Source organism: Streptomyces zinciresistens K42 (assembly GCF_000225525.1).
Classification (GTDB): domain Bacteria; phylum Actinomycetota; class Actinomycetes; order Streptomycetales; family Streptomycetaceae; genus Streptomyces; species Streptomyces zinciresistens.
In genome coordinates this window covers 1-22,478 of sequence record NZ_AGBF01000013.1, presented here as the reverse complement: position 1 = coordinate 22,478, position 22,478 = coordinate 1, and the positions used below count along the sequence as shown (strand labels likewise).

The following is a 22,478-nucleotide window of genomic DNA, read 5'->3' as shown; positions in this document are numbered from 1 at the left end:
TACGGGCGGTCAGGAGGAGCCGGGCTTGAAGTCCCGGCCGAGGACCACCGAGACGTCGGCGCCTGCGGAGACGTCGCCCTTGGTGACGGCGGAGGCGGGAAGGCCCATCGTCTTGGCGACCTCGGTGGCGTCGGCCTTGCCGGCGGCGTCGGCGTAGGCGACCTCGGAGACGGCAGCGCTGGCGGCGGTGCCGCCCTCCAGGAAGGTGAAACCGCCGTTGAGCAGCACCACGCGCGCCTTGCCGGTGTTCTCCCCGACCCCGCTGGCGTTGCGCACGGAGACGCGGACGGCGGCGTCCGCGGCGGGGCTCTTGGCGGTGCCGCCGAGGACGTTCTTCACGACGGAGGCGCCGTCCCGCGCGCTCAGGGTGCCGTCGGCCCGGACGGGCAGCATGGCGGTCCGGTAGTCGCCGCCCTTGGCGAGGTCGGCGAGCCGGGAGAGGAAGGCGCCGAGGTCCTTGTCGGTCAGCGGCGGCTCGATGATCATGCCCAGGGTCTGCACGGTGGTGGTCGCGCCCTGCGCGTCCGAGGTGAGCTTGCGCAGGACGGCCTGCATGACCTGCCCGAACCGCTGGAGCTGGGCGTTCTGGTCCTCGTTCGGGCCCTGGTAGGTGGCGTAGGCGACGGCCGTCCTGCCGCCGAGGGTGCGCGCCTTGCCCTCGCGGACGAGGGGCGGGGCACCCTTGGACCCGGCGGCCGGGTCGGGGACGTCGGTGTCGGTGTCGACCTCGATGTTGCCGATCAGGTCCACGAGGTTCTGGAGGTAGGGGGTGTCCAGCCGCCAGGTGCCCTGGATCTCGGTGCCGAGCACGGTGTCGAGGGCGTCGCGCGTGCCGGCGGAGCCGTCGTCGTCGACCGACTTGGCGAGGGTGGTGGCGGTGCCGTCGTCGCCGCTGACGGACAGGGAGTTGGGCACCAGGACCGTGGTGCCCTGCCGGGTGGTGGTGTTGTCGACCAGCAGCGCCGTGGAGGTGCCGCCCTGGGCGGTGTTGTGCAGATGGACGACGATCACGTCGCGCTTCTGGGCGCCGGCCGGTGCGGCGGTGTCGGCGGTGTCCGCGGTGTCCTTCGACGCGGTGAGGCCGGGCAGCCTCCCGGCGAACCAGAGGTAGCCGACCCCGCCCGCCGCGACGAGCGCGAGGACGACCGCGAGCGCGACGACACGCGCGCGTGCCCGGCGCTTCGCCTCCTCGCGCCGCTCGGTGCGGTTCTCGGTGAACTTCAGCCAGTCGATGACGTCCTCGGAGTCCCCGTCGGGCTCCTCCACGAAGGCGAACTGCTCGGTGGGGTGGTCGCGGTCGGCCCGGCCCTGGTCCCGGGGCGGCGGTTCCCCGACGGGCCCCGCCTGCTGGGGGATGTGGGCGGTCTGCCCGGCGGCCCCCGGCTGCCGGCCGGCGGCGGGGGCGCGGCCGTGGGGGTCCGGGGGCGCCGCGTGCCCGCCGGGCCGGCGGGGGTGGTGGTGCGCACCGGTGCCGCGGCCGTCGTGGGGCGGTGCCTGCGGCGGGGGCTGCTGCCGGGCGGTCTCGCCGGTGTCCGGGCCGCCGTAGGGGTCGTACGGCCCGCCCTGCCGCGGAGCGTCGCCCGCGTACGGGTCGTGGCCGTGGTCCTGCCGCGGGGAGGGGGTGTGGTGCTGCCGGGGCTGCGGGGGCCGGGTCACCTGCCGGTAGACGGGCTGCCCGTACGTGTCGTACCCGACGAGTTCGTACTGGCCGTCCCCGTACCCCGCGTCGTGTCGGTCGTTCACCGTCGCCCCTCTCGGCTCACTCGCCGCGATACAGCTCGCGCTTGTCGATGTAGCGCACGACTCCGTCCGGCACCAGATACCAGATGGGGTCCTTCTTCGCGACTCTCGCGCGGCAATCGGTGGACGAGATGGCCAGTGCGGGCACCTCCACCAGCGACACGCCGCCCTCGGGCAGTCCGGAGTCGTCGAGGTGGTGGCCGGGCCGGGTGACCCCGACGAAGTGGGCGAGGGAGAACAGCTCGGCCGAGTCCCGCCAGGTGAGGATCTGCCCGAGGGCGTCCGCGCCGGTGATGAAGAACAGGTCGGTGTCGGGGTTGAGCGCCCTCAGGTCGCGCAGGGTGTCCACCGTGTACGTCGGGCCGCCGCGGTCGATGTCGATGCGGCTCACGGAGAACTGCGGGTTCTCCGCCGTGGCGATGACCGTCATCAGATAGCGGTCCTCGGCGGGGGAGACATGCCGGTCGCTCTTCTGCCAGGGCTGGCCGGTCGGCACGAACACGACCTCGTCCAGGTGGAACTGGGCGGCGACCTCGCTGGCCGCGACGAGGTGGCCGTGGTGGATCGGGTCGAACGTTCCGCCCATGACGCCGAGACGGCGCTTGCCGGAGTGCGTCGGACCGTGTCCGGGGCCGGTAGGCATGTCCTGCTGTCCCATGCGTGCAGACCCTACCGGCCCCGTCGGGGCACTCGGGCGAACAGGTGTCCGGGCGCGGGGCCTGAGTCCCGGCCGGGACTCAGCGGTCGCGGTTGAGGCGGGTGGTGATCCACAGCAGAAGCATCAGGATGACGAACGCGCCGCCACCGGTGATCAGCGGGTTGAGGCTCTCGTGGTTGCCGCCCTGTCCCCCGCCCTCGGAGGCGAGGGTGGCCAACTGGGCGGCTGCGCTCTGGATGCTCATCTTCGGCGTGACCTATCGCGTGTGGGCGGTATAAAGACGTCGCCCCCATCGTAAACGGGTGCCATGACGGCGATCACGCCGACTCCGCCGTCGGCGGGGCCGGGGAACTTTCCCGCCGGCTCACTCGTCCTTCCGCCTGTAGCCCCGCAGCAGGAACCACGCGGTCAGCACACACCCCACGATCATCACGACAAGTACGATCCGGAGCAGGTTTCCCGGCCCTTGCTGGCCGGCTGCGTTCGCGGCCTGGGCGAGCCAGGCGGTCCGGGGGGTGTGCTCCATGACGTGGAACTCCTTCGCTGTAGTGCCCGTCCACGGTAACTCCGCCTAGGCTGGGCCCTGCTTCGGGGGCGCACTAGGCAGGTCCACGGGCCCGTGACGGGCCCTCACACACGCACCTGGGGGAAGTATGTCCGACGGCCACGAGCAGCACGAGCGCGTGCCGAGCCGGCAGCGCAGGCGTTTCCCGGGGATCTCCTCGCGCGCCTACGAGCACCCGGCCGACCGCTCGGCCCTGGTCGCCCTGCGCAAGCTCAGCGGTTTCGACACCGTGTTCAAGGCGCTCAGCAGTCTGCTGCCGGAGCGCAGCCTCAGGCTGCTGTTCCTGTCCGACTCGGTTCGGGTGTCCGACCAGCAGTTCGCCCACCTCGACGTGATGCTGCGGGACGCGTGCCACATCCTGGACCTGGAGAAGGTCCCGCCGATGTACGTCAACCAGGACCCCGTTCCGAACGCGATGTGCATCGGCCTTGACGAGCCGATCATCGTGGTCACCACGGGTCTGGTCGAGCTGCTCGACGAGGAGGAGATGCGGGCGGTGGTGGGCCACGAGGTGGGCCACGCCCTCTCCGGCCACTCGGTGTACCGCACGATCCTGCTCTTCCTGACGAGCCTCGCGGTCCGCGTCGCCTGGATCCCGCTGGGCAACCTCGCGGTGATGGCGATCGTGACGGCGCTGCGGGAGTGGTTCCGCAAGTCGGAGCTGTCCGCCGACCGGGCCGGGCTGCTGGTGGGCCAGGACCTTGAGGCGTCGATGCGCGGCCTGATGAAGATCGCGGGCGGCAACCACCTGCACGAGATGAACGTGAACGCCTTCCTGAAGCAGGCCGAGGAGTACGAGGAGGGCGGCGACCTGCGCGACTCGGTCCTGAAGATCCTCAACGTGCTGCCGCGCTCCCACCCCTTCACCACGGTCCGCGCGGCCGAGCTGAAGAAGTGGGCCGAGTCCCGCGACCACCAGCGGCTCATGGACGGCCACTACCCGCGCCGCAGCGAGGACAAGGACACCTCCGTCACGGACTCCTTCCGCGAGTCGGCCTCCCACTACGCCACGCAGATGAAGTCCTCGAAGGACCCGCTGATGAAGCTGGTCACGGACATCGCCGGCGGGGCGGGCGACCTGGGCGGCCGGGTCCGCCGGGGCTTCGGCGGCTTCGCGGGCGCGGCACCCAAGGACGGGTCGGCGCGCGAGGACGGAAACGGGACCGCGCGGGAGAACGGCGGCAGCTGACGGGAGCCGCGGGCCGCCCCCGCGGCCCGTTCACACCTTCGGCTGGGCCCCCGGGGCCAGCGATCCGCACAGGGCGGTGGCGCCGTCCGTGGCGTAGGGGTCGCTCCCCGCGGGGCCGCCGTCCCCGGCCGTCTCGCCCGCCAGCAGCGGGCGCAGCCGGGCGGCGGAGTCCTGGGCGCAGGACAGCGGCCCCGCCTGCACGGTGGCGCCGACCAGTTGGGCCTGGTGCAGGCGCAGGTCCTCCCGGTCGAACCGGAAGTGCAGTTCGCGGCGCACGGTGAACAGCGACGCCTCGGCGGACCTGCCCCCGGTGGCCCGGCCGGCCGGCCGCAGGGCGTAGACGAAGGTGTGGTCGGCGCTGATCTCCAGCGTCGACGCGTCCGTCTCGGTCACCCGGAGCGTGCCCCGCACCCGGACCTTGGGGTCGGCCAGCGCGACCCGCGCGGGGTCGAAGCGCACCAGCCACCCGGTCGGCGCATGCCGCCCGTCGGCCGCGGGCCGGCGGAAGCTGTTGTCGAACTGGTCCAGCTGGTCGGAGTCCAGCAGTACCCGCACCTCGCGGACCCGGTCGCCCGTCAGCACCTCGGGGTACAGCGAGGAGCGCACGATGTAGTCCTTGGCGATGGTGAGGGCGTTGGTCACCTGGCTGTCCGAGAAGTGCGCCGTGGGCCGTGCGGGCGGCAGCGGGATGCCCTCGGCGCCGATGCGGAACCGGGCGGCCGGGCTGCGCGCGTACAGCAGGTCGGTGTCGGCCGTCCCGGGCACCCTGCCCCGGGGCGCGAGCGGGATCATGGTCGTCCGCAGCGGCTCGGCGGGCCGTCCGGCACGCGCGGGGGTCTGGTACGGATGGCGTACGCCCATGTAGATCGCCGTGCCGAAGGCCGCGGCGATCAGGAGGACGAGGACGAGGGCCTGGCGGGACAGGCCGCGCCGCAGGGGGGCGCGGCTGCGCACGGCGGGCGCGTGGTCGTCCATGCGCTCCTGCGCGGAGAACTCCTGGAGGCGGGCAGCGCGGATGAACGACTCGTCGAAGACGACGGATCGGTACTCGTCCTCGGCGCCTCCGGGGGCGCCCTCGGGTGTCCCCTCGGGCGGGTCTCCTGGCCGTCCCATATCTTCAGGGTAGGTCGCGGCGAGGCCGGGTAAACGCCCGCCCGCGCGACAACTTCTGACAGGTCCTCATCGAGGCGGGCGACCCGCGGCGGCCCGGACGCGGGCCCCTGATCAGGGCGTACGCGGAATGACCGGGACGGAGGGCCGGGAGTGGTCGGCGGAGGCCGAGGGCGCCACTCCCCCACCCTGCTCCAGCCCGGTGGACGCCGGCGGCGGAACGGGGTCGCCGCTGCCGGACGAGGCGCCCCGGTAGACCGCGGTGAAGGCCAGCGCGACCATGCCGATTCCCATCACGGCGGCGAGGATCCAGGCGACCGGGCGGTGCCAGCGGACCTGTCTGCCGTAGGCCCCGGGGGCGCCGTAGGGACCTTCGAGGATGTCGGTGTCGTCCAGCTCGTCGTAGTCGGGATCATGGCCGAATCCGGCGCCGCCGAACCTGTCGTCGTGGCGCTCGCCCCTGCCGTGGGCCCGGCGGGCCTCCGCCTCCGATGCCTCGGCTCTGGCCTGCGCGGCGGCCAGGAGGCGTTCCACGGCGGTCGGCTCGTGGACCACGGCCGCCCGTACGAAGTCCTCGTCGAACACCACGGAGGCGAACTCTTCGTCCGACACCCCGTGGTCGTGGTCGTCGTCGGGCTCCCAGCCGTCAGGGAACGGCATGCCCCCCACGTCCTCCGGCACGCATCCAGAGTAGACCTGGGGGGTCAATTTGGGCAGGCGGTAGGAAAATTCATCCGCCTTCCCGGAGGCTCCCGCCGGTGCACGGTGGTGGCCCGGGGGCGCGTGTCGGACGCATATGCCCTGGCCGTGCGCCCCGCGCCGGGCGGACCGCCGCCGCACCACCGCCGCCCCCGGAACCGGAGCGTCTGGTTCAGCGCCGGATGTGCCCGTCACCGGTGACGATGTACTTCGTGCTGGTCAGCTCGGGCAGCCCCATCGGTCCGCGGGCGTGCAGCTTCTGGGTGGAGATGCCGATCTCCGCGCCGAAGCCGAACTGGCCGCCGTCGGTGAACCGGGTGGAGGCGTTCACGGCGACCGTCGTGGAATCGACCAGCTGGGTGAAGCGGCGGGCCGCCTGCTGCGAGGTGGTGACGATCGCCTCGGTGTGACCGGAGGTCCACAGCCGGATGTGCTCGACGGCCTTGTCCAGGGAGTCCACGACCGCGGTGGCGATGTCGTACGAGAGGTACTCGGTCTCCCAGTCCTCCGCGGTCGCCTCGACGACCGTGGCCTCGGAGTCCTTCGCGTACGCCATCACCCGGTCGTCCGCGTGCACGGTGACACCGGCCTTCGCCAGGGCCTCCAGGGCGCGCGGCAGGAACTCGGGGGCGATGTCCTGGTGGACCAGCAGGGTCTCGGCGGCGTTGCAGACGCTGACGCGCTGGGCCTTGGAGTTGATCAGGATGTCGATCGCCATGTCGAGGTCGGCGTGGGCGTCGACGTAGACGTGGCAGTTGCCGGTGCCGGTCTCGATGACGGGCACGATCGACTCGGTCACGACCGTCTGGATCAGGGAGGCGCCGCCGCGCGGGATCAGCACGTCGACCAGGCCGCGGGCGCGCATCAGCTCGCGCACGCTCTCCCGGCTCTCGCCGGGCACGAGCTGGACGGCGTCGGCGGGCAGCCCGGCCCCGCCGACGGCGTCGCGGAGCACCCGCACGAGGGCGGAGTTCGACTCGTAGGCCGAGGCCGAGCCGCGCAGCAGCACGGCGTTGCCGGACTTCAGGCAGAGGGCGGCGGCGTCCACGGTGACGTTCGGGCGGGCCTCGTAGATGATGCCGACGACGCCGAGCGGGACACGGACCTGGCGCAGGTCGATGCCGTTGGGGAGGGTCGAGCCGCGCACGACCTCGCCGACCGGGTCGGGCAGGGCGACGACGTCGCGCACGTCCGAGGCGATGGCGCGGACCCGCTCCGGCGTCAGCGTCAGCCGGTCGACGATCGCCTCGCCGGTGCCGGCCTCGCGGGCCCTGGCGACGTCCTTGGCGTTGGCCTCGACGATCTCGCTCGTACGGACCTCCAGGGCGTCCGCGATGGCGAGGAGCGCGTCGTCCTTCTCGGCCCGCGGCAGCGGGGCGAGGTCGGCGGCGGCCGCCTTGGCGCGGTAGGCGGCCTGGGTGACCGGGGTCATGGCGTCGTACGGCGAGAGCGAGGTCATGCCATGAAGGGTAGTGCGCCCGCCGGAGGCGTTCAGCGCGTGTTCCACACCCCGAGACGGGTCAGAAGGGGTGGATGCCGACCGGCGTCGCCGGGGCCGGGCCGTACCCCTCCGCGACCCGGTGGTGGTACGTCTCGCGGTCGATGACCTCCAGGCCGACGATCTCCCAGGGCGGCAGTCCCGCGCTCTGCCGGTGCTCGCCCCACAGCCGCAGGGCGACGGCGGCCGCGTCGTGCAGGTCGCGGGCCTCCTCCCAGTACCGGATCTCGGCGTGGTCGCGGGCGTACCGGCTGGTCAGCAGAAAGGGGTGGTCATGGGCCAGCTGTTCGAGGGCGCGGCGCACCTCCGTCAGCGGGGCCTCCCGGCCGGAGACGCTGAGGGTGACGTGCCACAGGCGGGGCAGTTCCCCGGGCTTCTCGCAGCGGTCGCCGGCCGCGACGCTCGTCAGGGCCCGCTCCTCGCCGGCCGCCCGGGACGAGACCCCGCCGGCACCGCGGGACGCCGCCCCGGGGCGTACTCGTCTCACGACGGCCTCCTTGACGCAGTGACCGACCCGGGGGCCGTGCGGAATGTGTCCGTGAGACAAAGTTGAGCAGGCCGCAAGGGCTCGCGGGGCGCTTTTGCGGAACGTCCTCCTCAGGGCGTCCCGCTTGACGGGCCGTTCCCCCTGTTTTCGGCCGGAGGCCCGGGGGCGTACCCCGGAAGGACACCTTCAGCCGGGAGCGGGAGCCGCGGGCAGCGGGACGGAGCGCGCGGCCTCGGGACGGAGCGCGCGGCCTCGTCGCGTCGCCGCCCGGTCAGGCGTCCGTCACCGCTGGAGGATCACCAGATCGTCCCGGTGGACGACCTCGCGCTCGTACTCCGCGCCCAGCTCCCGTGCCAGCTCGCGCGTCGAGCGGCCCAGCAGCTGCGGGATCTCCTTGGCGTCGAAGTTGACGAGGCCGCGCGCGACCGCGCGCCCCGCGCCGTCGCGCAGCTCGACCGGGTCGCCCGCGCTGAACTCGCCCTCGACTGCGGCGATACCGGCCGGCAGCAGCGACGTGCGGCGCTCGACGACCGCCCGCACCGCCCCGTCGTCCAGGGTCAGCGAGCCCTGCGGGGCGGAGGCGTGCTGGAGCCACAGCAGCCGGTCCGCGGAACGCTTGCCGGTGGCGTGGAAGTAGGTGCCGGTGTCGCCGCCGGACAGCGCATCGGCGGCGTGGACCGCGCTGGTCAGGACCACGGGGATGCCCGCGGCCGCCGCGATGGCGGCCGCCTCCACCTTGGTGACCATGCCGCCGGTGCCGACGCCCGCCCTGCCCGCGCTGCCGACGTCGACCCCGGCGAGGTCGGCCGGTGTGCGCACCTGCGCGATCCGCGAGGTCCCCGGCCTGCTGGGATCCCCGTCGTACACGCCGTCCACGTCGGACAGCAGGACCAGCAGGTCGGCGCGGACCAGGTGGGCGACGAGGGCGGCGAGCCGGTCGTTGTCGCCGAAGCGGATCTCGTCCGTGGCGACGGTGTCGTTCTCGTTGACGATCGGGAACGCGCCCATGGCGAGCAGCTTGTCGAGGGTGCGCGAGGCGTTGCGGTGATGGGCGCGCCGGCTCATGTCGTCGCTGGTCAGCAGGATCTGGCCGACGCGGACGCCGTGGCGGGCGAAGGAGGCGGTGTAGCGGGCGACGAGGAGGCCCTGGCCGACGCTGGCCGCGGCCTGCTGCCGGGCGAGGTCCTTGGGGCGGCGGCGCAGCCCCAGCGGCGCGAGCCCGGCCGCGATGGCGCCGGAGGAGACCAGGACGACCTCCCGCTCGCCCCCGCTGCGGCTCTTGGCCAGCACGTCGACGAGGGCGTCCACCCGGTCGGCGTCCAGGCCGCCGGACGCGGTGGTCAGCGACGAGGAACCCACCTTGACGACGACCCTGCGGGCCTCGCGCACGCCCTGCCTTGCCCCTGCCACCAGTGCTCGTCCCCTCGCGCGCGTGCCGGTTCCCTCGCCCCGAATCTACGCGAAGCGGATCGCCAGGCGCGCATCGGTCCAGCCTCCGGACGGCCGGGGCACCGCCGCGCCCGGCCACCGCTCACCCGGCGGACACGTGCGTGTCGTCCGGACGCGGCCGCGCGTTAACCCGGACGACGACCTCCCGCGCCGACCCTGGAGTGACCGCAGTTGCCCGCACCCCCGTCCCGCGTCCCGGCGAAAGCCCTCGTCACGCTCCTGCTGGTCGCGGCGTTCTGCGGCCAGGCCGTGGGCGCGCTGCGTCCGCACGTCCCGCTGCTGCTGGCCGCGACGGTGCTCTCGCTGGCCGTCGAGGGCGTGCTCTACCGCTGGCAGCGCGACATGCTGTCGGTGTTCGCCAAGTCGCACGCGGACATCACCGTGCGGCACGTGCTGCGGGACCTGCTGCTGGTCGTCGGTCTGCTGCGGCTGGGCGAGCAGCACCGCGAGACGCTGTACGCCCCGCTCGTGGGCGGCCTGCTCGCCTTCTACGCGCTGCACTGCGCGATCCAGGCCGTCTCGGTGCTGGTCCGCCGCACCCGCACCCTGCCGTTCCTCACCCGCAACATCGACGCCTCCGCGCTGCGCCTGTCCCCCGCCCCGCCGCTGCTGCTGCGCCGCCCCGGGCACCGTCTGCTCGCCTTCGGCCTGCCGGCCACGGCGGGCCTGCTGGCCACGGCGGCGACGGACGAGCCGTGGTGCGCGGGCCTGGGCGTCGCGCTGTCCCTGGGACTGGCCTTGACGGGCCTGTACGACCTCCTCGTACGGCTGCTGCCGGGCCGGCGCCCGGCGGGCGAGCGCGAGGCGCTGCGCTGGCTGGACGCCTGGCTGGCGGAGTACCGGCCGACCGTCGGCCTGTACTTCTCCGGCGGCGCCTCCTCCGCGTACCAGGCGAACATGTGGCTGGAGCCGCTGGCGAAGCTGGAGGGGCGTCCGCTGATCGTGCTGCGGGAGCGGTTCATGGTGCAGAAGATCGGGCCGACCGACGTGCCGGTCCTGTGCCTGCCGAAGGTCTCCACGCTGATGCGGCTGGAGGAGTGCTCGCTGCAGGCGCTCGTCCACCCCTCGAACTCGGGCAAGACCTCGCAGGTGCTGCGCATCCCCACGCTGAAGCACACGTTCGTCAACCACGGGGAGAGCGACAAGCTGTCGTCGTGCAACCCGTACGCGAAGGCGTACGACGAGGTGTGGGTGGCGGGTCCGGCGGCGCGCGAGCGGTACGCGCTCGCCGAGGTGGGCGTCGAGGACAAGGACGTGGCCGAGATCGGCCGCCCGCAGCTGGACGGCCTGGCGCCGTACGCGGGGCCGCCCCGGGGGGCGTGGACGACGGTGCTGTACGCGCCGACCTGGGAGGGCTGGGACGGCAACCCCGGCAACACCTCCCTGGTCGAGGCCGGGGAGAACCTGGTCCGGGCGCTGCTCGCGGACCCGGCGGTGCGGCTGCTGTACAAGCCGCACCCGCTGACGGGCTCGGTGGATCCGCGGGCCGGGGCGGCCGATCTGCGCGTCCGCGAGCTGATCCGGGCGGCGAACCGCGGGCGGGCCGCCGGGGAGCGGCCCGGCGACGGCGCACTGGCCCGGCTCACCCGCGAGCTGGACCGCCTGACGACGATCACCGCGCGGGCGGGCGCCGACTCGATGGAGCGGATGCTGGTGCAGTCGGCGCCCGAGCCGGGGCGCGCGGAGGCGGTGGCCCGCACGGCGGCGGCCTGGGAGGAGGCGTACTGGGCGTCGCTGCCCGAGGGCGGGCACCAGGTCGTCACCGAGGTGCGGCCCGCCCTGTACGCCTGCTTCGACCAGGCCGATCTGCTCGTCAGCGATGTGTCGAGCGTGATCAGCGACTTCCTGGCCAGCGGCAAGCCGTACGCCGTGGCCAACACCAGCGGACTCGCCGAGGACGTGTTCCGCAAGGCGTTCCCGACCGTGCGCGCGGCGACGGTGCTGACACCGGACGCGGCCGGGGTGGCGGACCTCCTCGACAGCGTGCGCCGGCCCGGGAAGGACCCGTGGGCGCAGGAGCGGGCCGAGCTGAAGCGCCATCTGCTCGGGCCGGACGAGCCCTCGTCACAGGAGCGCTTCGGCGACGCGGTCCGGGCGCTGTGCTCCGCCGCGCTGGAGCACCGCGCCCGGATGGCCGAGCGGCTCGCCGCCGAGGCCGCCACGGAGATCCCGGACCAGCGCCGCTCCGCTACGCCGCAGCAGCCCGCCCACCCGGGGTAGCCGAGCCCGAGGAGCGCAGCGCCCGGCGCGCCCTGCGTACGGCTCGGCGCAGCACGGAGGGGGTGCCGCCCTCGCGGTACCCGGGGAAGGCGCGGGCCTCGCGCGCCCCGGCGAGGTACACCGCGTCGGGGACGCCCGCCCGCGCGTCCCTGAAGTGCGGGTAGGCGATGTACACCCGGCGGCCCCTGCGCTCCAGGAGCGCCGCCGGCTGCTTCTTGGCACGGACGAACTCCACGACGGACAGGAGCAGTTCGGCGCGTTGCCGGGCGACCAGATGCAGCCGCAGGCGCTCGCCGACCTTCATCTGCGCCGCGACGCCCTCGTTCCAGTGGGCGTCCATGAGGGGCTGCGCCAGTTCGAGCTTGTGCCGGCGGACCTTCTCGCTGTCCTTGGCGTACTGGGGGCCGAACTGCGGCAGCAGGGTGACCAGGAAGGGCCGGAGCATGAGCTGGTCGCGCCGCTCCCCCGGGGGCACCAGCTCGGCTATCAGGTTCATCAGGGCGCGCGCCGAGTCGAAGCGCAGGGCGTAACCGCCGCTCTTCGTCACGTGCTTGCCGTCGTCGCGGCCCACCAGGTAGTAGCAGGTGTGGTCGGCGACCACGGAGACGCCGTCCGCCCGCAGGTACGCCTCCATGGTGAAGACCGCGTCCTCGCCGGTCCACAGGGACTCGTCGAACCGCATGTGATGTCTGGTCAGGAACTCGCGGCGGAACAGCTTCTGCGCGCTCAGGGTGAACTTGATGTTGGACGAGTAGACGTCGGTGCGTTCCAGCGTCCTGCCCCACATGGACTTGGGCGCACCGCGGTTGACGCCCTCGATGCGGCCGAGCACCACGTCGGTGCCGTTCCTGTCGCCGATCGCGACCATGCGCTCCAGGGCCTCCGGGCCCAGCCGGTCGTCGGCGTCCAGGAAGAAGACGTACCGCCCCGCCGCCTTCCCCAGCCCGACGTTGCGCGGGCCGCTGGGCCCTCCGGAGTTCTCCTGCCGGATGACGGTGACCGGCATGGCCGCGCGGGCCGCGAACTCCTCCAGGTACTCACCCGTTCCGTCCGTCGAGCCGTCGTCGACCGTGATGACCTCGATGCGCCCCGGATCGATGGTCTGCGCCTCGACCGACGCCAGGCACTCGACCAGGTAAGGCATCGCCTCGTACGCCCCGATGATCACAGTCACATCAGGCTGCGTGACGGTCACGTTTCCCCCTCATCACTATGATATTTCCCCCGTATCGCCTCATTCACTACTTGTTAGACGGTCGTACCTGGCAAGGGGTTGCCTCGGAGGCATCATTTGGTGAGTCAGATCACAACAGGGGGTGACATGGGGACACTTTGCCGGGGAAAGGTAAGAGACCCCCGCCGGAGCGGCGTGAGAAAGCGGTCGGAAAACGACGCGGCCCCCGAGGAGCGCTCCTCGGGGGCCGCGTGCGCGGGGTGCGCGGGGTGCGCGGGGTGCGCGGGGTGCGCGGGTTGCGCGGGTCAGGCCGTCACATCGTCTCCGGCCGCCGCCAGCCGCGGCGCGGGGACGGTCGCGGGCTCGGTTCCGGCCGCCGCCCGTGACTCCTGGCCCAGGTTGCGGGTGTCGGCCTTGCCCGCGAGGTTCGCGACCGCGGTGTTGAACTGGACGATGGAGGCCGGCTCGTCGGGGCCGAGCAGATACCGCTTGAGGTCGCCGCGGGCCTCGGCCAGCGGGTCCGCGGCCGGGTCGCGTACGGCGTCCAGCAGTTCGCCCAGCCCGCCCGCGTCGTTGGACAGGATCGTCGCGGCGCGCACCGCGGTGTTCTGCCGCTTGAACTCCTCCACCCCGAGCTCGGCGGAGTCCGTGACGGCGTACGGCTTGCCGCTGGCGATGAAGTCGGAGACGACGCTGGAGATGTCGGAGACCATCGCGTCGGAGACGTTGAAGCAGTCGTACAGGCGGGGCTCGGCGCCGCTGATGACGCGGTGCTCGTGGCCGGGGAAGGAGCGCCAGTACACCTCGTTCCACTCGGTCCGCAGCCGCGCGGCCTCCTCGTGCCGGGCGAGGTCGACCAGGCCGTCCCGGGTGGCCTCCGCCTCGTCGCCCCGTCCGTAGCCGTTGCCGCCCGCGCCGCCGTTGCCGTTGCCGCCTGCCGCGGTGCCGATGAGCTCGGCGAGCCGGGCCTCCACGCGGGCCAGTTCGGCCCGCGCGGCGGTCTGGGCTGCGGTGTCGACGGTGAAGCGCGCGTCGGCGGCGCGCTCGGCGGCGGCCTTCTCGACCAGGGCGGTGATCCGCGCGTGCGCGGCGCCCGCCTCCTTGCTCACGGTGCCGGTGAAGGGGTGCGGCTTGTACAGCACGCGCACCGGCGGGTCGGCCCGCACCAGCGTGCGGACGATGCGCTCGCCGGCGAGCACGATCGAGGTGTTGCCGGGGTTGCCGTCCCAGCCCTCCCAGGTGGGCGCGTACAGCACGGTGGGGACGCGTCCGTGCGGCACGCCCTGCCGGGTCCGGATGGGCGCCAGCTGCGGGCGGCCGACCTCGACGATGTCGTCGTCGCGGACGCCGACGTCCGCTATGGCGTAGCGGTCGCGGCCGGCGCGGCCGGCGGTCCACACCTCGTCGTAGACCTTGCTGAACGGGTTGACGCTGGCCAGCTTGTCGCTGTCGCCGTGGCCGATGAACACGTGCTTCATGGTGGGCACGCGCAGCAGGTGGATGTTCTTGCCGACGTTGGCGGCGTACAGGGCGACGCGGACGTCGGTGAGGTCCAGGTTCATCAGGTGCACACCGCCGGGCACGCAGATGACGGGGACGGTGGTGGGCGCGAGACCGGCGAGGATGACGCGCTCGCGCAGGATGATCAGCGGCCTGGAGTCCAGCTGCTCCATGGTCTCCAGCCACATGTTGACCTGGTAGACGGAGTCCTTGGAGCCGGAGAAGTACAGCACCGTCTCGGGCCGGTACGCGCGCAGCCAGTCGTCGACGGCGGCCAGCACCTTCTCGGCGTTCGGCGGGGTCTTGCGGCCGCGGACGTACGGCACGAGCGCCGCGACGTACAGGCAGCCCACGCCGACGGTGATGCCGATGCCGACGAAACCGGCCACGGCCGACTCCACGGCGGCCGAGACGAGGATGCCGGCGACGGCCGCGAGGTCGAGGTGGAGCATCTTCTCGGCGGAGCGGTGCAGCAGCAGGCGCGGCGGGGCGTCCGGGATGCGGATGCGCGAGGCGAGGTCGATGTTGCGGGTGGCGACCGGCATACGGCGGCGATTGCGGATCAGGGTGGACAGCGCGCCGTGCGGGGCCTGGAGGCCGTAGAACGCGATGAAGCAGGCGATCGCGCCGTAGGAGATCAGGTCGTTCGCGAAGCCGAGCCTGGCCAGCAGCAGGATGAGCAGGAGCTGCCGGATGAGGAAGCGGATCGACAGACCGGCCCGGACCTTGCTCAGGCGGTTGACCAGATAGCTGCCCTTGCGGTGCAGATAGTGGTCCGCCAGGTACGTCACGGCGGCCGCCGCCGCGAAGGCGGGGATGCTCGGGACGAGCGCGGCCAGCATGAGTGCCGGGAATCCCAGCATCATGAGGGCCGCCGCGGCCAGCTCGGCCGCGCTGCCCACCCGGGCGACGCGAATAGCGGTGGATATCACGGAGAACCTGCTCAGGGAGAGGGGCCGGTCTGGAGGGGCAAGGACTCAGGCCCCTGTGAATTCTTCGTGAAAGAAGAATCGCAGGGGCCTGAATTCCATAAGGCTATTGGGTGCTGATTATGCCACGCCGTCCTGGCGGTCCAGGACACTCGCCAGCGCCTGCTCGAAGCCGGACGCCTTGCCCGCGGCGGCCGTCGGGTCCTGCTGTCGGACGTCGATGACGTGTCCGGTCAGCTCGGACAGCAGGACGTCGAGGGAGGTCCGGGCCACGGCCTCGGACGACAGCAGGCTGCCCGAGGGCTCCTGGCCGAACGCCTTGGTGCGCATCGGGGTCGCCGTGCGCTCGGGGTTGATGCAGTTGACGCGGATGCCGTCGCCGGCCCACTCGTCGGACAGCGCCTGGGTGAGGTTGACCATGGCGGCCTTGGTCGAGGAGTACAGGCTGTACTCGGCGCGGCCGCGGGTGTAGCTGCTGGAGGTGTAGAGCAGCAGCTGGCCCTTGGTCTCGGCGAGGTACTTGTACGAGGAGCGGGCGATCTGCACCGGCGCCAGGTAGTTCACCTTCAGCGCCTCCTCGATGGTGGCGTTGTCGGTCTCGGCGAGCTTGCCGATGCGCAGCACCCCGGCGGTGTTGACCACGTAGTCGATGCGCCCGGTCTCGCCGTACGCCTTGGACAGCGCGTCGTCGACCTCCTCCGGGTTCTCCACGTGGGTGCCGGTGGTGGAGCGGCCCAGCGCGTACACCGCGGCGCCGTAGGACTCGGCGAGTTCGGCGATGTCCTTGCCGATGCCGTACGAGCCGCCGAAGACGACGACGGTCCTGCCGGTCAGCAGTTCGCGGTAGGCCGCCTCGTCCACCTGCTCGGGAGCGGCGGTGGAGGCCAGCTGGAAGAGCTTGTCGGCGATGAAGACGTCGACGGGCTGGGTGACCTTCATGTTGTACTCGTCACCCGCGACGACGTGGATCGGCACGTCCGGCAGGTACTTGAGCACGACCGAGCAGTCGTCCGTGGCCTGGAAGTTGGGGTCCCCCGCGGCGACCTCGTAGGCCCGCTTGATCGTGGACAGCTTGAACGCCTGCGGGGTCTGGCCGCGGCGCAGGCGGGAGCGGTCCGGGATCTCGGTGATGAACTCGCCGTCCTCACCGTGCGTGCGCGTCACGATGATGGTGTCCGCGGACGGGATGGCGACGTCGACGGCCTGGAAGCGCTCCAGCGCGGTCACGCAGTCGTCGATCACGCGGCGCGACAGCAGGGGGCGTACGGCGTCGTGGAAGAGGACCTTGAGGTCCTCGCCCTCGGCCAGGCCCTCGCCGAGGGCCTCGATGGCGCGCTCGGTGGTCTCGTTGCGGGTGGAGCCGCCCTCGATGACCTTCTTGACCTTCGTGAACCCGGCCTTGGCGACGATCTTCTCGACGTCCGGGACGTAACCGGGGGCCATCAGCACGATGACGTCGTCGATCGAGTCGGCCTTCTCGAAGGTGGTCAGCGTGTGCTCGATGACTGCCTTGCCGGCGATCTTCAGCAGCTGCTTGGGGATCGACAGACCCACGCGCTGACCGGTTCCACCGGCCAGGATCACTGCGGTGGTACGGGGCTTGGCTATGTGCTGGGACACAGGTGACCTACCTTGTGGCGACTGGGAACTTCGAAATGGTCCCACTTGGGGTTACCGCAGTGCAAGGTGAGCGTCCTCAGCCGCAAATGTGCGCGCCACCTGTCATTCACCTTGCACCCATGGTCCTTGCCGAGCGGGACTCCGGAGGTTCCCGGTCATTGCTGTGAGTAACGGCACAGGGTCACCGGGGGCGCCGCCGGTGACGGCGGCACCCGGGAACCGTACGAGATCTCCGGACGACGTCCGGTGAACGGTACGCGACATGCGGCGGCGGTGCTGCCGCGCGGGGGCGCGCGACGGGCCGGAGGGTTTCCGCGGGCGGCGCCCGACCGTGCGAACGGCGCGGGCGGCGCGGGCGGCGCGGGCAGCGACCAAGTCGCGCCCCGGGCGCACCTCTTCACATCGTCGCGGCCGGAGGCACACGCGTTCTCCGTCAACGCGCGGCGGGCGCCGCCGGGAACGAGCCGCGAGCGGGCTCTCCGGACGGCGCGCGGGCGCGAATTCCCGCGGGCGAGCCGCTTGCCCCGCTCGGTCCCGGGCGGCGCGCGGGCGCGGAATTCCCCCGCGAATTCCGCGGCATTCCGGTCTCGGCACGGGCGGCGTTCGACGGGTGAGCCCGGGGCGCGGAAGCACCCCGGGCTCACCCGTCGAACGTCACCCGCGTCACACGGTCTCGACGCCCGGCCGCCCCGCCTCGACCCGCAGCCGCGCCAGCGTGCTGGCCGTCGCCGTCGGCCGGCGGACCGTGTCGACGACGCGCACCTGGGCGTCGATGCCGTCGCGCCGGATGTCGAAGAGGTGGTAGCCGCGGTGCGCGTCGAGCAGCTTCCAGTGCGGGTTGTCCGGCATGCGCGGGTCCCACTCCTTGCGGAAGGCGGCCTGGTCCTGGTCTCCGCTGCTGGAGATGGACGTGCCGACGAACTCCGCGCCGACGACGTCGGACCGGGGGTCGGCGTAGTCCTCCTTGAGGTCGCTGATCATCGTCAGATGGCGGTCGCCCGAGAGGACGACGGGGTTGCGGACCTGCTTCAACTCCCTCATCAGCGCGTTGCGTTCGGCCTGGTAGCCGTCCCAGGCGTCGTAGTACCAGAGCTTGCCCTCGCCGACCTGGAGATCGGTCTCGGCCATCATGATCTGCGAGCCGATCAGGTTCCAGCGGGCCGGCGAGCGCCGCAGCCCGTCGAGCAGCCACGCCTTCTGCGCGGCGCCGAGCATGGTGAGCGAGGGGTCCTGGGCGCCCTGCTGGGTGGTGGCCTGGTCGCTGCGGAACTGGCGGGTGTCCAGCACGTTGAGCCGGGCCAGCCGGCCGAACTCCAGGCGGCGGTGCATCCGGATGCTCGGCCCGTTCGGGATGGCGCTCGCTCTGACCGGCATGTGCTCGTAGTACGCCTGGTAGGCCGCGGTGAGCCGGGCCACGAAGGCGTCGGGCGACTGCTTGTCCGGGTCCTGCGGTATCTCGCCGGCGAAGTCGTTGTCGACCTCGTGGTCGTCGAAGCTGACCACCCAGGGCGCGCCCGCGTGCATCGCCGCGAGGTCGGGGTCGGCGCGGTACTGGGCGTAGCGGTTGCGGTACTGCGCGAGCGTGTACGGCTCCCCGGTGCCCTCGTGGCGGCGCACCCCCGTCGAGGACGGCGTGGACTCGTAGATGTAGTCGCCGACGAACAACACCACGTCGGGGTCCTGGTCCAGCATGTCGGCGTACGGCGTGAACCAGCCGTGCTGCCAGTTCTGGCAGGAGGCCAGCGCCATGCGCAGCCGGCCGCCCGAACTCGCCGGGTGGGGCGCGGTACGGGTGCGGCCGACGGGCGACAGCTGCCCGCCGGCGCGGAAGCGGAACCAGTACGTACGGCCGGGCCGCAGCCCGCGGACGTCCACGTGGACGCTGTGCCCCAGCTCGGGCCGGGCCTGGGCGACTCCCCGGCGCACCCGGGCGCGGAACCGCTCGTCCGCGGCGATCTCCCATTCCACGGAGACGGTCCGGTCCGGCATTCCCCCGCCGTTCAGCGGGTCCGGGGCGAGGCGTGTCCAGAGCACGATGCCGTCGGGCAGCGGGTCGCCGGAGGCGATGCCGAGGCTGAACACCCCGTCCGGCAGCGGGGCTTCGGCGGCGCGGGCGGCGCCCGGGAGCCACAGCTGCGCGGAGGCCGCCGCGCCGAGCACCGCGGCCCCGGCGGTGAGGAAGCGGCGGCGGTCGGGCGATACGGATCCGGACAGACCGGTCATCGACGAACTCCCTTGTCTCGCTGGCCTCTTGGACACTTCGGATGCTCACGCCCGAGGGCGGTCCCGCTGCTGAACTACGAGCTTCGCGTGCATGACAAGTAGGGAGACAACAGAAGACCCGCTGCGGCACGGCACCGCGCCCTTGCCACAACGGGTCTGTCGTTCGTTCTGCCGTACGTTCTGCCGTACGTTGCGTCGTACGTTCTCTGCCGTACGTCTCGCGCGTGAACCCGGCCGGATCGGTCGGGAACCCGGCCGGATCGGCGGCGCACGCGGGGCCCGGCTCCGTGTGCGCGGCGGCCGTGCCGCGGGGGGCGGCTCCGAAGGCGAGCGAGCCGCTCGAAGTGATGCCCGCGGACGAGGGGCGGAACACCCGCACGGAAAGGGCGGCGTTCGTGTTCTCGCCAGGCGCGACGACGGCGACGCCCGGGGCTCGGGTGGCGGGCGGCCCCTTGCGACGGGGCACGGCGACTCCGGCCGTGCGAACGGCGGCCGCGGACAGCGGCCGCGGACAACGGTCGCGGACAACGGTCGCGGACAACGGTCGCGGACAACGTCAGGATTCAGGACCCGTGCCGCGCCGCCCGCCGCCGCTCACGGGGACGCCGAGGGGCTGCCCCGACGTCCCCGGTCCGCGCTGCTCAGAAGGGCTCGAAGCCCTCGAACTCCTGTGCCGCCTCGTCCTTCTCCGCCTGCCGGTCCCGCCGTCGCTGCGCGGCCGGCCGGGCCTCCTCCAGCCGGTGGTCCTCACCGCGGCGGCCCAGCATCTCCGCACCGGCCATCACCGACGGCTCCCAGTCGAAGACCACGGCGTTGTCCTCGGCGCCGATGGCCACGCCGTCCCCGGAGCGGGCCCCGGCCTTCATCAACTCCTCCTCCACCCCGAGGCGGTTGAGCCGGTCCGCGAGATAGCCCACGGCCTCGTCGTTGTTGAAGTCGGTCTGGCGCACCCAGCGCTCCGGCTTCTCGCCGCGCACCCGGAACAGCGGCTCCCCGCCGATCTCCTCCCGGGTGACGGTGAAGCCCGCGTCGTCCACGGCCTTCGGCCGGATCACGATGCGCGTGGCCTCCTCCTCGGGTTTCGCGGCACGCGCCCTGCCCACGAGGTCCGCCAGCGCGAACGACAGCTCCCTCAGCCCGGTGTGGGCGACGGCGGACACCTCGAAGACGCGGTAGCCGCGGGACTCCAGGTCCGGGCGCACCATCTCGGCGAGGTCCCTGCCGTCAGGTACGTCGATCTTGTTGAGGACGACGATGCGGGGCCGGTCGCCGAGGCCCCCGTACTCGCGCAACTCCGCCTCGATGATGTCCAGGTCGGAGACCGGGTCGCGGTCGGACTCCAGTGTCGCGGTGTCCAGGACGTGCACCAGCACGCTGCACCGCTCGACGTGCCGCAGGAACTCCAGGCCCAGGCCACGGCCCTGGCTCGCGCCGGGGATCAGCCCGGGGACGTCGGCGATGGTGTACACGGTCGAACCGGCCGTCACCACACCGAGGTTGGGCACGAGGGTCGTGAAGGGGTAGTCGGCGATCTTCGGCTTCGCGGCGCTCAGCACCGAGATCAGCGAGGACTTGCCGGCGCTCGGGTAACCGACCAGGGCCACGTCGGCGACCGTCTTGAGTTCGAGGACGATGTCCTGGAGGTCGCCGGGCTCGCCGAGCAGCGCGAAACCGGGCGCCTTGCGCCGCGCGGAGGCCAGCGCGGCGTTGCCGAGGCCGCCCCGCCCGCCCTGCGCGGCGACGAACGAGGTGCCGTGCCCGACCAGGTCGGCGAGGACGTTGCCGGCCCCGTCCAGCACCACCGTGCCGTCCGGCACCGGCAGCACCAGGTCCTGGCCTTCCTTGCCGGAGCGGTTGCCGCCCTCGCCGGGCTTGCCGTTGGTGGCCTTGCGGTGCGGGGAGTGGTGGTAGTCGAGCAGCGTGGTGACCGACTGGTCGACGGTGAGGATCACGTCCCCGCCGCGCCCGCCGTTGCCGCCGTCCGGTCCGCCGAGCGGCTTGAACTTCTCACGGTGCACGGAGGCACAGCCGTGGCCTCCGTTACCCGCGGCGGCGTGCAGCTCGACGCGGTCCACGAAGGTGGTCATGGTTCGGTGCCTCCTGGGAGTCCGCTCGGTCCGGGGGGCCGAGGGAGTGCTTACTGTCTTCTCGATAACACGCGAAAGGCGGACCCGCCTTCCCGACCGGGAAGTGAGGTCCGCCTCGCGAAGCGTTCGGTCGAGCCGTGAGTCAGGAGGACTCAGGCGACCGGAACGATGTTCACGACCTTGCGGCCACGGCTGGTGCCGAACTCCACCGCACCGGGCTGGAGCGCGAACAGCGTGTCGTCGCCGCCGCGGCCGACGCCGGAGCCGGGGTGGAAGTGGGTGCCGCGCTGGCGGACCAGGATCTCACCCGCGTTGACGACCTGACCGCCGAAGCGCTTCACGCCGAGCCGCTGGGCGTTCGAGTCGCGACCGTTCCGGGTGGACGATGCGCCCTTCTTGTGTGCCATGTCTCCTCAGTCCCTTACTTCGCAGCCGCGGGGATCGCAGTGACCTTGATCGCCGTGTACTGCTGGCGGTGGCCCTGACGACGGCGGTAGCCGGTCTTGTTCTTGTAGCGCAGAATGTCGATCTTCTGGCCCTTGTGGTGGTCCACGACCTCGGCCTGGACCTTGATACCGGCCAGCACCCACGGGTCACTGGTCACAGCTTCGCCGTCGACGACGAGCAGGGTCGAGAGCTCGACCGTGTCGCCCACGTTGGCGGTGGAAATCTTGTCAACCTCAACGATGTCGCCGACAGCAACCTTGTGCTGACGACCACCGCTGCGCACGATTGCGTACACGCGGATCTCACTCTCTCGCTCGGAGTCGGCACCCTCGCAGTCCAGCCGCCCGACGCGCGGACGGCCTCTCCGGGACGCGGAACGCGCCGGAGGAAGAGGTTTACGAGGATGTGGCGCGCCTCTGTCCACGGACACGCCGACGGTCAAGGTTACGGGGCCGCCGCCGAAGGGGTCAAACCGGGCCGGTCCCCCGACGCAGTGCGGCCGGTCACATCGGACCGGCCGCACCCCGCGTCAGGCGGACGTCACTCGTCGGCGGCCGCGGAGACCGTGGTCTTCTTCGCCGCCGACTTGGCCGCCGCCGTCTTGGCGGTCTTGGCCGCCTTCTTGGCCGTCACCTTCTTGGCGGCCGTCTTCTTGGCCGCGGTCTTCTTGGTGGCGGCCTTCTTCGCCGTGGCCTTCTTGGCCGTCTTGCGGACCGTCTTCTTGGCCGGGGCCGCCTCCTCGACGTCCTCCCCCGCGGCCGGAGCCTCCGGCTCGGCCGCGGGGACGACCACGACGGCCGCCTCCTCGGACGCGCCGGGCGCGGTGGCCTTGCGCACGGCACGGCGGCGCGGGCGGGCCGGGGCGGCGCTCTGCGCGTCCTCC

19 protein-coding genes are annotated in these 22,478 nt (G+C 72.5%); 2 read left to right on the top strand and 17 right to left on the bottom strand.

Annotated elements, in window-relative coordinates; all coding sequences use genetic code 11:
• Nucleotides 1-9 precede the first annotated feature (9 nt).
• From SZN_RS07035 to SZN_RS41285, 4 genes are all read right to left on the bottom strand, one after another.
• Complete coding sequence (locus SZN_RS07035; RefSeq protein ID WP_007492784.1) at nt 10-1,743, bottom strand: LCP family protein; 1,734 nt, start codon at nt 1,741-1,743, stop codon at nt 10-12.
• Between the two features lie 16 nt (nt 1,744-1,759).
• Nucleotides 1,760-2,398: a nicotinate-nucleotide adenylyltransferase gene (gene nadD, locus SZN_RS07030; RefSeq protein ID WP_007492783.1), complete on the bottom strand. Its 639-nt coding sequence runs from the start codon at nt 2,396-2,398 to the stop codon at nt 1,760-1,762.
• Between the two features lie 79 nt (nt 2,399-2,477).
• A complete protein-coding gene (locus tag SZN_RS41290; RefSeq protein ID WP_043729014.1) occupies nt 2,478-2,642 on the bottom strand; it encodes a hypothetical protein in 165 nt (54 codons plus the stop codon).
• Between the two features lie 120 nt (nt 2,643-2,762).
• Entirely contained in the window at nt 2,763-2,924 is a 162-nt protein-coding gene (locus tag SZN_RS41285; protein WP_007492781.1) for a hypothetical protein, read from the bottom strand.
• A gap of 127 nt (nt 2,925-3,051) precedes the next feature.
• Here SZN_RS41285 and SZN_RS07015 point away from each other — a divergent pair, with 127 nt between their 5' ends.
• Complete coding sequence (locus SZN_RS07015; protein WP_007492780.1) at nt 3,052-4,152, top strand: M48 family metallopeptidase; 1,101 nt, start codon at nt 3,052-3,054, stop codon at nt 4,150-4,152.
• Between the two features lie 30 nt (nt 4,153-4,182).
• Here SZN_RS07015 and SZN_RS07010 read toward each other — a convergent pair whose 3' ends face one another.
• The 5 genes from SZN_RS07010 to proB form a co-directional block, all read right to left on the bottom strand.
• The gene (locus tag SZN_RS07010) at nt 4,183-5,265 is read right to left on the bottom strand and encodes an SCO2583 family membrane protein (protein WP_007492778.1); all 1,083 of its coding nucleotides are present in this window, start codon (nt 5,263-5,265) and stop codon (nt 4,183-4,185) included.
• A gap of 111 nt (nt 5,266-5,376) precedes the next feature.
• Entirely contained in the window at nt 5,377-5,943 is a 567-nt protein-coding gene (locus tag SZN_RS07005; protein ID WP_043729011.1) for an SCO2584 family spore wall biosynthesis protein, read from the bottom strand.
• A gap of 190 nt (nt 5,944-6,133) precedes the next feature.
• Nucleotides 6,134-7,420 carry a glutamate-5-semialdehyde dehydrogenase gene (locus SZN_RS07000; RefSeq protein ID WP_007492776.1) on the bottom strand — a complete coding sequence of 429 codons (1,287 nt, stop codon included), beginning with the start codon at nt 7,418-7,420 and terminating at the stop codon, nt 6,134-6,136.
• 61 nt (nt 7,421-7,481) lie between these two features.
• The gene (locus SZN_RS06995; RefSeq protein ID WP_007492775.1) at nt 7,482-7,946 is read right to left on the bottom strand and encodes a hypothetical protein; all 465 of its coding nucleotides are present in this window, start codon (nt 7,944-7,946) and stop codon (nt 7,482-7,484) included.
• 282 nt (nt 7,947-8,228) lie between these two features.
• Entirely contained in the window at nt 8,229-9,356 is a 1,128-nt protein-coding gene (proB, locus tag SZN_RS06990; protein WP_078508481.1) for a glutamate 5-kinase, read from the bottom strand.
• A gap of 210 nt (nt 9,357-9,566) precedes the next feature.
• Here proB and SZN_RS06985 point away from each other — a divergent pair, with 210 nt between their 5' ends.
• Nucleotides 9,567-11,615 (top strand): hypothetical protein, encoded by a 2,049-nt coding sequence (locus SZN_RS06985; protein WP_007492773.1) that lies wholly within the window; start codon nt 9,567-9,569, stop codon nt 11,613-11,615.
• Here the strand turns inward: SZN_RS06985 and SZN_RS06980 are convergent.
• From SZN_RS06980 to SZN_RS41890, 8 genes are all read right to left on the bottom strand, one after another.
• Nucleotides 11,584-12,810: a glycosyltransferase family 2 protein gene (locus SZN_RS06980; RefSeq protein WP_043729004.1), complete on the bottom strand. Its 1,227-nt coding sequence runs from the start codon at nt 12,808-12,810 to the stop codon at nt 11,584-11,586. The genes SZN_RS06985 and SZN_RS06980 overlap by 32 nt on opposite strands.
• 284 nt (nt 12,811-13,094) lie before the next feature.
• The gene (locus SZN_RS06975) at nt 13,095-15,191 is read right to left on the bottom strand and encodes a hypothetical protein (protein WP_007492771.1); all 2,097 of its coding nucleotides are present in this window, start codon (nt 15,189-15,191) and stop codon (nt 13,095-13,097) included.
• A 147-nt stretch (nt 15,192-15,338) separates the two neighbouring features.
• Complete coding sequence (locus tag SZN_RS06970; RefSeq protein ID WP_043729000.1) at nt 15,339-16,838, bottom strand: bifunctional cytidylyltransferase/SDR family oxidoreductase; 1,500 nt, start codon at nt 16,836-16,838, stop codon at nt 15,339-15,341.
• Between the two features lie 663 nt (nt 16,839-17,501).
• Nucleotides 17,502-19,061 carry an alkaline phosphatase D family protein gene (locus SZN_RS06965; RefSeq protein ID WP_007492769.1) on the bottom strand — a complete coding sequence of 520 codons (1,560 nt, stop codon included), beginning with the start codon at nt 19,059-19,061 and terminating at the stop codon, nt 17,502-17,504.
• Between the two features lie 641 nt (nt 19,062-19,702).
• Entirely contained in the window at nt 19,703-21,148 is a 1,446-nt protein-coding gene (obgE, locus tag SZN_RS06960) for a GTPase ObgE (protein WP_007492767.1), read from the bottom strand.
• A gap of 152 nt (nt 21,149-21,300) precedes the next feature.
• The gene (gene rpmA, locus SZN_RS06955; RefSeq protein ID WP_007492765.1) at nt 21,301-21,555 is read right to left on the bottom strand and encodes a 50S ribosomal protein L27; all 255 of its coding nucleotides are present in this window, start codon (nt 21,553-21,555) and stop codon (nt 21,301-21,303) included.
• A gap of 14 nt (nt 21,556-21,569) precedes the next feature.
• On the bottom strand, nt 21,570-21,890 hold the full coding sequence (gene rplU, locus SZN_RS06950) for a 50S ribosomal protein L21 (RefSeq protein ID WP_043728995.1): 321 nt from the start codon (nt 21,888-21,890) through the stop codon (nt 21,570-21,572).
• A gap of 245 nt (nt 21,891-22,135) precedes the next feature.
• Nucleotides 22,136-22,478 (bottom strand): hypothetical protein (locus tag SZN_RS41890; protein WP_007492761.1); only part of this gene is annotated, 343 nt, incomplete at its 5' end.